This window comes from Ralstonia soli (assembly GCF_023955655.1).
GTDB classification, from domain to species: domain Bacteria; phylum Pseudomonadota; class Gammaproteobacteria; order Burkholderiales; family Burkholderiaceae; genus Ralstonia; species Ralstonia soli.
In genome coordinates, this window is the sequence record NZ_JAMXHT010000003.1 from 186,828 (window position 1) to 199,925 (window position 13,098).

General features: G+C 64.3%; 14 protein-coding genes. 3 read left to right on the top strand and 11 right to left on the bottom strand.

Annotated elements, in window-relative coordinates:
- Nucleotides 1-24: 24 nt before the first annotated feature.
- Nucleotides 25-855 (bottom strand): ferritin-like domain-containing protein, encoded by an 831-nt coding sequence (locus NG900_RS07850; protein WP_252679821.1) that lies wholly within the window; start codon nucleotides 853-855, stop codon nucleotides 25-27.
- Nucleotides 856-970: 115 nt separating this feature from the next.
- On the opposite strand from NG900_RS07850, the gene NG900_RS07855 reads away from it, so the two are divergent.
- The 3 genes from NG900_RS07855 (at nucleotide 971) to NG900_RS07865 (ending at nucleotide 3,017) form a co-directional block, all read left to right on the top strand.
- Entirely contained in the window at nucleotides 971-1,498 is a 528-nt protein-coding gene (locus NG900_RS07855; protein ID WP_252678852.1) for a gamma carbonic anhydrase family protein, read from the top strand.
- Nucleotides 1,495-2,508 carry an Hsp33 family molecular chaperone HslO gene (hslO, locus tag NG900_RS07860; protein WP_252678853.1) on the top strand — a complete coding sequence of 338 codons (1,014 nt, stop codon included), beginning with the start codon at nucleotides 1,495-1,497 and terminating at the stop codon, nucleotides 2,506-2,508. The genes NG900_RS07855 and hslO overlap by 4 nt, the downstream gene beginning before the upstream one ends.
- Before the next feature lie 104 nt (nucleotides 2,509-2,612).
- The gene (locus tag NG900_RS07865; RefSeq protein ID WP_252678855.1) at nucleotides 2,613-3,017 is read left to right on the top strand and encodes a hypothetical protein; all 405 of its coding nucleotides are present in this window, start codon (nucleotides 2,613-2,615) and stop codon (nucleotides 3,015-3,017) included.
- A gap of 64 nt (nucleotides 3,018-3,081) precedes the next feature.
- On the opposite strand, the gene ftsB is transcribed toward NG900_RS07865, so the two are convergent.
- The 10 genes from ftsB to NG900_RS07915 all read right to left on the bottom strand — a co-directional run bounded on the left by ftsB (nucleotide 3,082) and on the right by NG900_RS07915 (nucleotide 13,056).
- Nucleotides 3,082-3,417, bottom strand: a complete 336-nt coding sequence (ftsB, locus tag NG900_RS07870; protein ID WP_252678857.1) for a cell division protein FtsB — start codon at nucleotides 3,415-3,417, stop codon at nucleotides 3,082-3,084.
- A gap of 91 nt (nucleotides 3,418-3,508) precedes the next feature.
- Nucleotides 3,509-4,792 carry a phosphopyruvate hydratase gene (eno, locus tag NG900_RS07875; protein WP_252678859.1) on the bottom strand — a complete coding sequence of 428 codons (1,284 nt, stop codon included), beginning with the start codon at nucleotides 4,790-4,792 and terminating at the stop codon, nucleotides 3,509-3,511.
- Between the two features lie 49 nt (nucleotides 4,793-4,841).
- Nucleotides 4,842-5,132, bottom strand: a complete 291-nt coding sequence (locus NG900_RS07880) for a DUF1330 domain-containing protein (RefSeq protein ID WP_252678860.1) — start codon at nucleotides 5,130-5,132, stop codon at nucleotides 4,842-4,844.
- Between the two features lie 70 nt (nucleotides 5,133-5,202).
- Entirely contained in the window at nucleotides 5,203-6,057 is an 855-nt protein-coding gene (kdsA, locus tag NG900_RS07885; protein ID WP_252678861.1) for a 3-deoxy-8-phosphooctulonate synthase, read from the bottom strand.
- A 21-nt stretch (nucleotides 6,058-6,078) separates the two neighbouring features.
- Nucleotides 6,079-7,740 (bottom strand): CTP synthase, encoded by a 1,662-nt coding sequence (locus tag NG900_RS07890; RefSeq protein WP_252678862.1) that lies wholly within the window; start codon nucleotides 7,738-7,740, stop codon nucleotides 6,079-6,081.
- Nucleotides 7,741-7,831: 91 nt separating this feature from the next.
- Entirely contained in the window at nucleotides 7,832-8,653 is an 822-nt protein-coding gene (locus NG900_RS07895) for an alpha/beta fold hydrolase (protein ID WP_252678863.1), read from the bottom strand.
- A gap of 22 nt (nucleotides 8,654-8,675) precedes the next feature.
- Nucleotides 8,676-9,578, bottom strand: a complete 903-nt coding sequence (locus NG900_RS07900; protein WP_252678864.1) for a proteasome-type protease — start codon at nucleotides 9,576-9,578, stop codon at nucleotides 8,676-8,678.
- Nucleotides 9,579-9,670: 92 nt separating this feature from the next.
- A complete protein-coding gene (locus tag NG900_RS07905; protein ID WP_252678867.1) occupies nucleotides 9,671-10,507 on the bottom strand; it encodes a transglutaminase family protein in 837 nt (278 codons plus the stop codon).
- A gap of 69 nt (nucleotides 10,508-10,576) precedes the next feature.
- Entirely contained in the window at nucleotides 10,577-11,527 is a 951-nt protein-coding gene (locus NG900_RS07910; protein WP_252678869.1) for an alpha-E domain-containing protein, read from the bottom strand.
- A 47-nt stretch (nucleotides 11,528-11,574) separates the two neighbouring features.
- Complete coding sequence (locus NG900_RS07915) at nucleotides 11,575-13,056, bottom strand: circularly permuted type 2 ATP-grasp protein (RefSeq protein ID WP_252678871.1); 1,482 nt, start codon at nucleotides 13,054-13,056, stop codon at nucleotides 11,575-11,577.
- Nucleotides 13,057-13,098 lie beyond the last annotated feature (42 nt).

A 13,098-nucleotide genomic window follows, 5' to 3' on the forward strand; every position in this document is an offset into this window, starting at 1 on the left:
GGCGGACGGACAACGCTGTGGCGCTTAGAACGCGGCTTCCAGCGCAGCAATTTCGTCGTCGTCGAAACCGGCCTGGCGGCGGGCGTCGAGATTGAACGGCCCGCGCAACCGCGGTGCACCGTATTGCTCGGTCAGCAGGCGATACGTCGGCACCGGATCAAGCCCCGCGCGTTCGCACAGCCAGCGATACCAGCGATTGCCCACCGCCACGTGGCCGATTTCATCGCGCAAGATGATGTCGAGGATGCCAGCGGCTTCCATATCGCCCGCCTGCGCCAGCTTGGCCCGGATCGGCGGCGAGGCGTCGAGCCCGCGTGCCTCTAGCGTACGGGGTACCAGCGCCATCCGCGCGAGCGGGTCGGCGGCCGTTTTCTCGGTCATCTGCCAGAGACCGTCGTGGGCGGGGTGATCGCCGTAGCGGCAATCGAGCGTCGCCAAATGGGCCGACAGCAGCGAAAAATGCGTGGCCTCCTCGGCCGCCACGCGCGTCCAGTCCTGGTAGAACGCCACCGGCATGTCGGCAAAGCGCCACACGGCATCGAGTGCGAGGTTGATGGCGTTGAATTCGATATGCGCAAGCGCGTGCAGCAGCGCGGCGCGTCCACGCGGCGTATCGATCGCACGCCGGCGCGGGACTTCAGAAGGCGGCACGAGCCTCGGCGCGGCCGGCCGGCCGGGGACACCACCTACCGGCGACGCGATGGCTTCGTCTAGGCCCCAGCTTGCATCGCTGGCGCGCTTGGCGCGCTCGCCCAGGCGCAAGGTGGCGTCCACTTTGCTGGCAGGATCGGTGAGGCACAAGGCGGCCAAAGCGCTGTAGCGCAAGGAGTCGGCAGGGGGCTGGAAGGCGGTCATCAGCGTACAATTCGGGCTTTCCGGCATTTTAAATCGACGCATCAGCCTCCCCGCCCGGGCAGGCTTGAAGACGCGCACTTTTTCCCCACCTACGAAGATTCTGGAGACCGATCGCATGGCCCTCTACCAACTCGGCGACGTTGCCCCGACCATTGACGAAAACGCCTATGTGGCGCCCGAAGCGACCGTGATCGGCCGCGTGGAGCTCAAGGCACGCGCAAGCGTCTGGCCGGGCGCCGTCATTCGCGGCGACAACGAGCCGATCACCGTGGGCGAGGCCAGCAACGTGCAGGAAGGCTCGGTGCTGCACACCGACCCGGGCTGCCCGCTGAACATCGGCGACCGCGTGACGATCGGCCACCAGGCCATGCTGCACGGCTGCACCATCGGCGAAGGCTCGCTGATCGGCATTCAGGCCGTGGTGCTCAATCGCGCGGTGATCGGCAAGAACTGCCTGGTGGGCGCGGGTGCGATCGTCACCGAAGGGAAGGTCTTCGAAGACGGCACGCTGATCCTGGGCACGCCTGCCAAGGCCGTGCGCAAACTGACGGAAGACGACATCGCCAAAATGCACCTGAACACCGAGACGTACGCGGTGCGCCAGGCGATGTACAAGCAGCAACTGAAACGGATCGATGGATGACTGACGAGCTGAAGAAATTTGTATTCGATGCCGCGCCCGTGCGCGGTGAACTGGTGCGCCTGGAAGGGACTTGGCAGGAGGTGCTGCGCCGCCGCAAGTACCCGGCCCCGGTGCAAGCGCTGCTGGGCGAGATGATGGCCGCCGCCGCGCTGCTGTCCGCCAACCTGAAGTTCAACGGCGCGCTGGTCATGCAGCTGCATGGCGACGGCCCGGTGCGCATGGTCGTGGTGGAGTGCAACTCCGACCTGTCGATGCGCGCCACCGCCAAGATCGCCGAAGGCGCCGAGATTGCCGATGACGCCACGCTGGCCGCGATGGTCAACGCGCATGGCCACGGCCGCTTCGCCATCACGCTCGATCCGCAGGACAAGCTGCCGGGTCAGCAGCCCTATCAGGGGATCGTGCCGCTGTCAGACGAGAACGGGCCGCTTGCCACCATGACCGAGGTGCTCGAGCACTACATGCTGAGCTCCGAGCAGCTCGACACGCGCCTGTGGTTAGCCGCCGATGACAAGGTCGCCTCCGGCATGCTGCTGCAGCGCCTGCCGTCCTACGGCGGCGCCATGGAAGGCCGCCCGGGCAATGAGCCTGCGCAAGTGGGCGAAACCGGCCAGCCGCTGCACAAGGACGTACAGGAGCAGGATCTCGACACGTGGGAGCGCGTCTGCCAGCTCGGCAACACCCTGCGCAGCGAAGAACTGCTCGAACAGCCCATCGATACGCTCATCAAGCGTCTGTATTGGGAAGAAATGGAAGCCGCGGGCATCCGCATGTTCGCTTCGCAGAGCCCGCACTTCCGCTGCTCGTGCTCGCGCCTGCGTGTGGGCGCCATGCTGCGTACGCTCGGCCAGCCCGAAGTGGACAGCATCCTGGAAGAACGCGGCAAGGTGGAAATCGACTGCGAATTCTGCGGCCAGCACTACAGCTTCGACGCCGTCGATTGTGCGCAGCTCTTTGCGCAGGACACCGTCGCGCAGGGCATCCAGGGCGCATCCGACCAGCGCCATTGAACACGGCGACATAGTATGAAGATGCGTGGCACGCGGCACTTGTCGGTGCCGCCCACGCTCTAAGTCGCCAGTTTCATCATCTGCCGCCTGCTGCGGAGCGCACCATGCCCAAGCCCCTCACCCGATCGTTGAATCTCTCCCGCGCTGGCGCGCTGGCGTTGCCGATGTTGGTGGCGCTGCTCGCATCGGCCTGCGTTGCGGTCCCGCGCGGCCCGGGCGGCACGCCGTACACCGCACGCCTGCCGGCCGACATGCAGTCGGCAGCCCCGGCCCCGTTGTCGGCGGAAGAGCGCAAGAAGCTGGACGAGTTGAACGCCAAGGCACTGCGCGAATCCGATCAGGCCGTCAAACGCGATGCCGAGGCGCGTGCCTACGCGGCCACGCCCTACTACGCGCCCTATCCGTACTACGGAAGCTATTCGGTCTACTACGGCAGCGGCTGGCGCCACCGTGGTGGCTGGGGCGTGAGCTACGGCGCCCCCGTCTGGGGCTATCCGTACTACTGGTAAATCCGGGACCGTTGTCAGAAGACGAGCGCGTCATCCACGGCGCGCTCCGACGGCAACTGCAGGCTCAGTGATGGCCCTGCTGGCCTGCGGGAGGAGGAGGTGGCGGTGGCGTTTCGCTGGTTTTCGGCGCCGGTGCGACAAACTGCACGAAGACCTCGTCGTCCTTGACCATGCCAAGCTCATAGCGCGCGCGCTCTTCGATGGCGCCCGTGCCGTCCTTCAGATCCTTCACTTCGCCTTCGAGCTTGGCGTTGCGCTGCTTCAGCTCAGCATTGCGCTGATTCTGTGCCGTCACTTGCTTCTGCATGTCCCACACGCGCAGCCACCCGCCCTTACCCAGCCAAAGCGGGTACTGGATGGCAAGCAGCAACAGCAGCAGGAACAGCGTAATCAGGCGCATAGGGACAAGCGTTGGCGGTACTCAGGCTCCAGATACCACGCGACCGCCAGAGCGGCGGTCGCACGGTCATGCGGAGCGGAACTGCGAGGGATTATCGCAGGTTATAGAACGCCGACTTGCCCGGGTAGCTGGCGATATCGCCCAGGTCTTCCTCGATGCGCAGCAGCTGGTTGTACTTGGCCATGCGGTCCGAGCGCGACAGCGAGCCCGTCTTGATCTGGCCAGCGTTCGTGCCGACGGCGATGTCGGCGATGGTGCTGTCTTCGGTTTCGCCCGAGCGGTGCGAGATCACGGCGGTATAACCGGCGCGCTTGGCCATCTCGATGGCGGCGAACGTTTCGGTCAGCGTGCCGATCTGGTTGATCTTGATGAGGATCGAGTTGGCGATGCCCTTCTCGATGCCTTCCTTCAGGATCTTGGTGTTGGTGACGAACAGGTCGTCGCCCACCAACTGGACCTTCTTGCCGAGCTTGTCGGTCAGCGCCTTCCAGCCAGCCCAGTCGCTCTCGTGCATGCCGTCTTCGATCGACACGATCGGGAACTTGTCGGCCAGGTTTGCCAGGTAGTTGGCGAACTCTTCCGACGACAGTTGCAGGCCTTCGCCTTCCAGGTGGTACTTGCCGTCCTTGTAGAACTCGGACGCGGCGCAGTCCAGCGCCAGCAGCACGTCTTCACCCGCCTTGTAGCCAGCTTGCTCGATGGCCGACAGGATGGTGTTCAGGCACTCTTCGTTGCTGGCGAAGTTCGGTGCGAAACCGCCTTCGTCGCCCACGGCCGTGCTCATGCCCTTGTCTGCCAGGATCTTCTTCAGCGCGTGGAAGATCTCGGCGCCGCAGCGCAGGGCTTCGCGGAAGCTCGACTGGCCGACCGGCATCACCATGAATTCCTGGATGTCCAGGCTGTTGTTGGCGTGTGCGCCACCGTTGACGATGTTCATCATCGGCACCGGCATCTGCATCGCGCCCGAACCGCCGAAGTAGCGGTACAGCGGCAGGCCGGCTTCTTCCGCAGCGGCCTTCGCGACAGCCATCGACACGGCCAGCATGGCGTTCGCGCCCAGGCGGCTCTTGTTCTCGGTGCCGTCCAGGTCGATCAGGGTGCGGTCCAGGAACGCCTGTTCCGAGGCGTCCAGGCCCATGATGGCTTCGGAGATTTCGGTGTTGATGTGCTCGACGGCCTTGAGCACGCCCTTGCCCAGGTAGCGCGACTTGTCGCCGTCACGCAATTCGATGGCTTCGCGCGAGCCGGTGGAGGCGCCCGACGGCACCGCGGCGCGACCCATCACGCCCGATTCCAGCAGCACGTCGCATTCGACGGTGGGGTTGCCGCGCGAGTCCAGCACTTCGCGACCGATGATATCTACGATGGCACTCATGAAAATCCCTCTTGGTGTCTTTAAAGCAGGTGAAGCAAGCGGCCCGGGCTTAAATGCCCTCGACCACAATCATGTTCATCTTCGCGGCCTTCTCGCGCGATGCACGGGCGGCGCGATATTCCTCGCTGTCATGGAAGGCCTTGGCGGCGTCGTAGCTCGGGAACTTGAGCACGACGATGCGGGTGGGGCTCCACTCGCCTTCCAATGTCTCGGTCTTGCCGCCGCGCACGAGCGGCTCGGCGCCATGGACCTGCATGGCCTTGGTCGACAGCACCTTGTATTGCTCGTATTGCACGGGGTCCGTCACGTCCACGTACGCGAGGATGTAGCCAGCGGCCATGTGTCTCTCTCCGGATGCCAAAACGAAAGCGACGACGGCAGCCGATGGGGGCCGCTGGTCGTCGTTGGAATCAGTCGAACTGATTTTCCAGGAAACCGCTGCGCTTGGTGAGCGCATCCAGTTCTTTCAGTACTGACAACAAGTCTTTCATGCGGCGCAGCGGCACAGCATTCGGGCCGTCTGATTTTGCGCATGCGGGATCGGGGTGCGTTTCCATGAACACGCCCGACACGCCCGTGGCAATGGCCGCACGGGCCAGTACGGGCACAAATTCGCGTTGGCCACCCGAGCTGGTGCCCTGGCCGCCCGGCAGTTGCACCGAGTGCGTGGCGTCGAACACCACCGGCGCCCCCGTCTCGCGCATGATCGCCAGCGAGCGCATGTCCGACACGAGGTTGTTGTAGCCGAACGAAACACCGCGTTCGCACGCCATGAAGTTGTCTTCCGGCAGACCGGCATCGCGGGCGGCATGACGCGCCTTGTCGATGACGTTCTTCATGTCGTGCGGCGCCAGGAACTGACCCTTCTTGATATTGACGGGCTTGCCGCTCTGCGCGCAGGCGCGGATGAAATCGGTCTGGCGGCACAGGAAGGCGGGCGTCTGGAGCACGTCCACGACTTCCGCCACCGGCTTGATCTCATCGATCTCGTGGATGTCGGTCAGCACCGGCACGCCCACCTGGCGACGCACTTCCGCCAGGATGCGCAGGCCCTCTTCCATGCCCAGCCCACGGAACGACGTGTCCGACGAACGGTTCGCCTTGTCGAACGACGACTTGTAGATGAACGGAATGGCCAGGGCACCCGTGATCTCCTTGAGCGTGCCGGCGGTGTCGATCGCCATCTGCTCCGATTCAATCACGCAGGTGCCGGCAATCAGGAAGAACGGTTTGTCGAGGCCGACTTCAAAATCGCAGAGTTTCATGATGTTCCCGTGCGCGAGCCCTTAGGCAGCGCGTTGCGCGTTCTGCTGGTGATGTGCCAGCGCGGCTTCCACGTAGGCCTTGAACAGCGGATGGCCGTCACGCGGCGTCGAGGTGAATTCCGGGTGGAACTGCACGCCGACGAACCATGGGTGCATCGACGCGGGCAGCTCCATCATTTCCGGCAGGTTTTCCGACGGCGTGCGGGCAGAGATGATCATCCCGGCCTTTTCCAGCTGCGGCACGTAGTGGTTGTTCACCTCGTAGCGGTGACGATGGCGCTCGTTGACTTCCGCGCCGTAGATCGTCGCGGCCTTGGTGCCCGGCTGCACCGGCACACGCTGCGAGCCCAGGCGCATCGTGCCGCCCAGGTCGGAATCGGCCGAGCGCTTTTCCACCGCGCCATCGCGATCCAGCCATTCGGTGATAAGGGCCACCACCGGGTGTTCGGTCTCGTCGTTGAATTCCGTGCTGTTGGCGTCCTGCATGCCGGCCAGATGGCGAGCGAATTCGATCACAGCCAACTGCATCCCCAGGCAGATGCCCAGGTACGGCACGCCCTTCTCGCGGGCGTATTGAATTGCGCGGATCTTGCCTTCCGTGCCGCGCTTGCCGAAGCCGCCCGGCACGAGGATCGCGTCCAGCGACTTGAGCACGTCCATGTGGCCCGATTCCAGCTCTTCGGAATCGATGTACTCGATATTGACGCGCGTCGAGGTGTGCAGGCCGGCGTGGCGCAGCGCCTCGATCAGCGACTTGTACGACTCGGTCAGGTCGACATACTTGCCGACCATGCCGATGGTGATCTCGTGCTGCGGGTTCTCCAGCGTGTGCACCATGCGCGCCCACACCGAGAGGTCCGCCGGCGGCGCATCAATGCGCAGCTCTTCGCAGATGATGCGATCCAGCCCCTGCTCGTTGAGCATCTGCGGGATCTTGTAGATGGTGTCGACGTCCCACACCGAGATGACCGCGTCCTGCGGCATGTTGGCGAACAGCGAAATCTTCGCGCGCTCATCGTCGGGGATCGGGCGGTCTGCGCGGCACAGCAGCGCGGTCGGCTGCACGCCAATCTCGCGCAGCTTCTGCACCGAGTGCTGGGTCGGCTTGGTCTTCAGCTCGCCGGCGCTGGCAATGAACGGCACCAGCGTCAGGTGGATGAATGCAGCCTGGTTGCGGCCCAGGCGCAGGCTCATCTGACGCGCGGCTTCCAGGAACGGCAGCGACTCGATATCGCCCACCGTACCGCCGATTTCCACGATCGCCACGTCAGCCTTGCCGTCGTGCGATGCCGCGGCACCGCGCTCGATGAAGGCCTGGATTTCGTTGGTGATGTGCGGAATGACTTGCACCGTCTTGCCGAGGTACTCGCCGCGACGCTCCTTGCGGATCACGGACTCATAAACCTGGCCGGTGGTGAAGTTGTTCGACTTGCGCATCTTGGCCGAGACGAAGCGCTCGTAGTGGCCAAGATCGAGGTCGGTTTCTGCGCCGTCCTCCGTCACAAACACCTCGCCGTGCTGCAGCGGGCTCATCGTGCCCGGGTCGACGTTGATGTAGGGATCGAGTTTGAGGAGGGTGACTTTGAGGCCGCGCGACTCGAGAATGGCCGCGAGCGAGGCGGCGGCGATGCCCTTGCCGAGTGAGGACACTACGCCACCGGTAACGAATACGAACTTGGTCATGACCTAGCTTGCCGGGGAAAGCCGGATTATACCAAAGGTGCCCCGTCCGATCCGTGACAGAACGGTGGAATTTCCCCGAGCCCGGTCTTGCCTATGCGGCGTGCCGCATGGCGCCTGCGTTGGCGCGCATTTCGTTGATCAGCTGGCGGATCAACGCGGCGGTCTCCAGGGGCTTTTCCATCGGATACAGGTGACTGCCCTCAATCCACCGCAGCTTGCTGCCGACGATGCGCCGGGTTGCACCCAGACCGACTTGGCGAATCTCGCGCGACCGTGTGCCGGCCACGAAGCTGACCGGGAACGGCGTGCCGCCGGCCACCTTGTGCCCCATGTTGGTCGGCAGCGTGCGGTAGATCTGATATTCGATCTCGCGCGAGAAACGCAATGTGCGCTCGCGGTCGCGGCCGGTCGGCTCGGTACCGTGCTCGACATAGTCGCGCAGCACGTCTTCGTCCCAGCGGTCAAACTTGCGCTTGGCCTTGAAGTGGCTCCAGACGGCATCCAGATCCGGCCAGAGATTGCGGCGATTCTTGGTGGCGGCCGCCGGCGATTGCCGATCGTCAATGTCCAGCCATTGCGCCACGCGTAGCAGCTTGGCCCGCCAGCCGGCAATGATGGGCGAATCGAGCATCAGCACGCCGCGCACCCGCTCCGGCCGACGCAGCGCGGCCATCAGGCTGAGAAAACCGCCCAGCGAATGGCCGACCAGCCAGACCGGTTCGGGCTGCGCATCGATTTCCGCCAGCAACTCTTTCACCAGACCTGGCCACGAGCGCGTTACTGGAAAGCGCGGGTCGTGACCAAAACGCTCCACCGCGCGGATGTCGAATTCGTCACTCAGCACGCCGAGCATTTTTCGATACGTGCCGACCGGAAAGCCGTTGGCATGCGAAAAGAGCATCACGTCGCGCATTGGGCGGATCCTATGAAGGGTTTCAGTGCGACTTCTGCGAGCCGCCGGCGACGCGCTGGATGGTGGAAACCGGCTCAGCCCCAGGACCGGGCGCGCGCTGCGGCCTGGGAGGCACATCTGCGGCGGGGGGCGCAATTCGCACCGGCTCGACCTTGGTCGAGGGATGCCCCTCGCGGCGCAGCGGATGCGCCGGCGAGGTGCCGGTCTCCCAGTCCGGATCCTCAATCTCAGCAAACACCTGGCGCAGGCGCTTGCCCCACGTGCCGCGGATCATGGCGAAATACGGGTTGTCCTCATCGATGGCCACGAAGCGCGTCACGCGCAGCGAATTGGTCTCGTAGACCAGCAGATCGAGCGGCAATCCGACGGAAATATTCGACTTCAGCGTCGAATCCATCGAAATCAGCGCGCACTTGGCCGCCTCGTCCAGCGGCAGGCCGGGACTGACCACGCGGTCGATGATGGGCTTGCCGTACTTGGCCTCGCCGATCTGGAAATAGCAGTTTTCGGGCGTGGCCTCGATGAAGTTGCCGGCCGCGTAGACGTTGAACAGGCGCGGCCGCTCGCCGCCGATCTGCCCGCCAAAGATGATGCTGACGTTGAAGTCGATCTTGGCCTTGGCCAGCGCGGCAGCATCGCGGTCGTAGACCTCCCGCACGGCCTCGCCGACGATGGTAGCTGCCTCGAACATGTCCTGCGCCGTCCACAACGAGCGCGGCTTGTCACGTGCCTCGGTCAACACCTGGCGCACCGCCTGGCTGATGGCGAGGTTGCCGGCCGTCAACAGCACCATGACGCGATCGCCCTCCCGCTCGAAAACGGTCATCTTGCGGAAGGTGGAAATGGCATCGACGCCCGCATTGGTGCGGGAGTCGGACAGGAAGACAAGGCCTGCGTCCAGGCGCATGGCGACGCAATAGGTCATGGGCGAAGCAAGGTACGGAAACGGTGGGTTGGGGGCATTCTAGCGCGCCGATGGCAACGCATCGGTACGCTTGGAAGGGAGACTCAGTTCACTCAGGCAACCTCGGCGGGCAGCGGTTCGATCGAGATGCTGACATCCAGCGTCTCGGCGCCCCCGCCCTGCCGGACGCCCCGAACCGGCGCCGCCGACTGGTAATCACGCCCGACCGCCAATCGAATGTGGCGCCCGTCGGTAAAGCACTGGTGGGTCACATCGATGCTGCACCACGTGTGCGATTCGGCATCGAGGCACACGTCGGCCCAGGCGTGGCTGGCGAGGTCTTCTTCGCCCACGGCATGGAAGTAACCGCTGACATAGCGCGCCGGCACGCCCAGGGCACGGCAGCACGCGACCATCACCTGCGCCTGGTCTTGGCACACGCCAGCGCCCAAGCCGAACGCCTCCGCCGCGGCCGTGCCGACGTGCGTGGTGTTGGGCTTGTAGTGCACGCGCTTGGCAATGGCCTGCGCCAGACGCAGCGCGGATTCGGCATCGCCCGGCACGAGCATTTGCTCACGGGCGAACGCAACCATTTCTGGTGGCGCGGATGTCAGCGGCGTGGCACTCAGGAAGTACAGCGGCGATACGCGATAGCGTCCTTCCCCTGGCGCGTCGACAAAACACTGGCTGCCGGGCGAGCCGGCGGGAAATGCCTCGACAATGCCGAGCGCCTCGATGGTGACGTCGTCGGTGCGATTGCCCAGGGTGAAGTGATGAACGACGTTGCCGAAGCCGTCAGCCGCGCGCGTGAGGTTGCCCGGCGTGTGGATCTGCCAGCTGTCCACCTGTTGCAGCGCGCCGCTGCGAGGCGTCAGCCGCAACTCGTGCACGCTGTGGCGCAGCGGCTCGGCATAACGGTAGACCGTCGTATGTCGAATTTGGTATTTCACGATGACACGAGCGCCGCCCGAAGGCGGCGCTCCAATATGGACAGAATGCCCTGCGCGAATGTCCGCACGTCAAGCCGCCTCGAGCGGCACCAGGAAATCCTGGCTGATGCCGTTGCCGAGATCGCCGATCCGCTCCAGGAAGTTCGTCAGCCACGCATGCAGCCCAACCGAAAAGATGTCCTCGATGCGGGCGTACCGCAGGTCGGCGTGCAGTTTACCAGCGCGACGTTCGGTCTCCGCCGACTGGCTGTTGCGCACGGTGGAAAGAATTGCCACCACCTCGTCCATGCTGGCCAGCAGCGAGCGCGGCATGTCGCTGCGCAGGATCAGCAGTTCCGCTACACGCGTCGGCGTGATGATGTTGCGATAGATCTTGCGATAGACCTCGAAGCCCGACACGGAGCGCAGCGTGGCAGCCCAATGATAGAAGTCACCCTGCTCGGCGGCGGCTTCGTCACGCGTGGGGGTGGACTGGAACTTCACATCCAGGAGCCGCGCGGTGTTGTCGGCACGCTCCAGGAAAGTGCCCAGGCGCATGAAGTGGAACGCGTCATCCGTGAGCATGGTGCCCACCTGCACGCCGCGCGACAGGTGCGAGCGGAACTTGACCCATTCGAAGAATTGCGAAGGATCATCGCGCAGCATGCCGTCGGTAATCAAGCGCTGCACGTCGAGCCACGTGGTGTTGATGGTTTCCCACACCTCAGTTGTGAGGGAGCCGCGCACAGCGCGGGCGTTCTCACGCGCGCCGCGCAGGCAGCTCATGATCGACGACGGGTTGGTCATATCTCGCACCATGAAGTCGATCACGTCGTCGCGCGAAAGCAAGCCATAGCGGTCGGCAAAAACCCGAGTGAGTTCGGAAATATCGAGCATCGCCCACCAGCCCTGCTCCGCCACTTCCGCCGATTGCGGCATCAGCGAGGTTTGGTAGTTCACGTCGAGCATGCGGGCGGTGTTCTCGGCCCGTTCGGTGTAGCGTGCCATCCAGAAAAGGTGGTCTGCGGTGCGGCTGAGCATGGCGTTCCCTTCTACGTATTCGATTTGTCGACTGCGTTGGCGAGCATTCAGCGCTCGAGCACCCACGTGTCCTTCGTCCCGCCGCCCTGCGACGAGTTGACCACCAGCGAGCCCGCCCGCAGCGCCACGCGCGTCAGGCCGCCCGGCACCATGCGGACATCCTTGCCAGACAGCACGAACGGCCGCAGATCGATATGGCGTGGAGCGATGCCGGCTTCCACGTACGTCGGGCAGGTGGACAGCGCCAGCGTCGGCTGCGCAATGTACTGATCGGGGCGAGCCTTCACCACCTCGCGGAACGCGGCGATTTCTTCCTGCGTGGCAGCGGGGCCGACCAACATGCCGTAGCCGCCAGCACCGTGCGTTTCCTTGACCACCAGTTCGCCCATGTGGTCGAGCACGTATTGCAGGTCGTCCGGGCGGCGACACATGTAGGTCGGCACGTTGTTGAGGATCGGCTCCTCGCCCAGGTAGAAGCGGATCATGTCGGGCACGTACGGATAGATTGACTTGTCGTCCGCCACGCCGGTGCCAATGGCGTTGCAGATGGTGACGTTGCCCGCGCGATAGACCGACAGCAGCCCCGCCGCACCGAGCGAAGAATCCGGGCGGAACACCAGCGGATCGAGGAAGTCGTCATCAACACGGCGGTAAATGACGTCGATGCGCTGCGGGCCCTGCGTGGTGCGCATGTAGAGGTGGTCGTCCTGCACGAAGAGGTCGTGCCCCTCCACCAGCTCCACTCCCATCTGCTGCGCCAGGAATGCGTGCTCAAAATACGCCGAGTTGTACATGCCGGGCGTGAGCACCACCACGGTCGGGTCGGCGATGTTCTGCGGCGATACGCTGCGCAGCATGTCGAGCAGCAGGTCGGGGTAATGCGCGACGGGCGCCACACGATTGCGCGCAAACAACTCCGGAAACAACCGCATCATCATCTTGCGGTTTTCCAGCATGTAGGACACGCCCGAAGGCACGCGCAGGTTGTCCTCCAGCACGTAGAACTCGCCCTCGCCGGCACGCACGATATCGATGCCGGCAACGTGCGCGTAGATGTCGCGGGGCACGTTCACGCCCAGCATGTCGGGGCGGTATTGGGCGTTGTTGTAGATCTGGTCGGGCGGAATGACGCCCGCGCGCAGGATGTTCTGCTCGTGATAAATGTCATGCAGGAAGCGGTTCAGCGCATCCACACGCTGGCGCAGGCCGCGCTCCAGCTTGATCCATTCATGGGCCGGAAAGATGCGCGGGATGATGTCGAACGGAATCGTGCGCTCGGTGCCGCTATTCGATTCGTCCTTGTCGCCATACACGGCAAAGGTGATGCCGACGCGGCGGAAGATGAGGTCGGCTTCGTCACGCTTGTTCTGCAACGTGACAGCGGACTGCGCGCTCAGCCATTCGGCGAAACGTCCGTAGTGGCTGCGTACCTCGCCCTGCTGGACGAGCGCTGCCGGGGCCGGTTCGGCGGCGTGGGGACTACGTTCCCCGTGCCAGTTGAGCATTTCATCGTAGAACCGGACTGCCATGCTTTTCTCCCCTGACGGCGCGCCGCACGGTGTGCACGGCAC

Coding starts and splice junctions, on each gene's coding strand:
- NG900_RS07850 (WP_252679821.1), bottom strand. CDS start 855: ATGACCGCCTTCCAGCCCCCTGCCGACTCCTTGCGCTACAGCGCTTTG.
- NG900_RS07855 (WP_252678852.1), top strand. CDS start 971: ATGGCCCTCTACCAACTCGGCGACGTTGCCCCGACCATTGACGAAAAC.
- hslO (WP_252678853.1), top strand. CDS start 1,495: ATGACTGACGAGCTGAAGAAATTTGTATTCGATGCCGCGCCCGTGCGC.
- NG900_RS07865 (WP_252678855.1), top strand. CDS start 2,613: ATGCCCAAGCCCCTCACCCGATCGTTGAATCTCTCCCGCGCTGGCGCG.
- ftsB (WP_252678857.1), bottom strand. CDS start 3,417: ATGCGCCTGATTACGCTGTTCCTGCTGCTGTTGCTGCTTGCCATCCAG.
- eno (WP_252678859.1), bottom strand. CDS start 4,792: ATGAGTGCCATCGTAGATATCATCGGTCGCGAAGTGCTGGACTCGCGC.
- NG900_RS07880 (WP_252678860.1), bottom strand. CDS start 5,132: ATGGCCGCTGGCTACATCCTCGCGTACGTGGACGTGACGGACCCCGTG.
- kdsA (WP_252678861.1), bottom strand. CDS start 6,057: ATGAAACTCTGCGATTTTGAAGTCGGCCTCGACAAACCGTTCTTCCTG.
- NG900_RS07890 (WP_252678862.1), bottom strand. CDS start 7,740: ATGACCAAGTTCGTATTCGTTACCGGTGGCGTAGTGTCCTCACTCGGC.
- NG900_RS07895 (WP_252678863.1), bottom strand. CDS start 8,653: ATGCGCGACGTGATGCTCTTTTCGCATGCCAACGGCTTTCCGGTCGGC.
- NG900_RS07900 (WP_252678864.1), bottom strand. CDS start 9,578: ATGACCTATTGCGTCGCCATGCGCCTGGACGCAGGCCTTGTCTTCCTG.
- NG900_RS07910 (WP_252678869.1), bottom strand. CDS start 11,527: ATGCTCAGCCGCACCGCAGACCACCTTTTCTGGATGGCACGCTACACC.
- NG900_RS07915 (WP_252678871.1), bottom strand. CDS start 13,056: ATGGCAGTCCGGTTCTACGATGAAATGCTCAACTGGCACGGGGAACGT.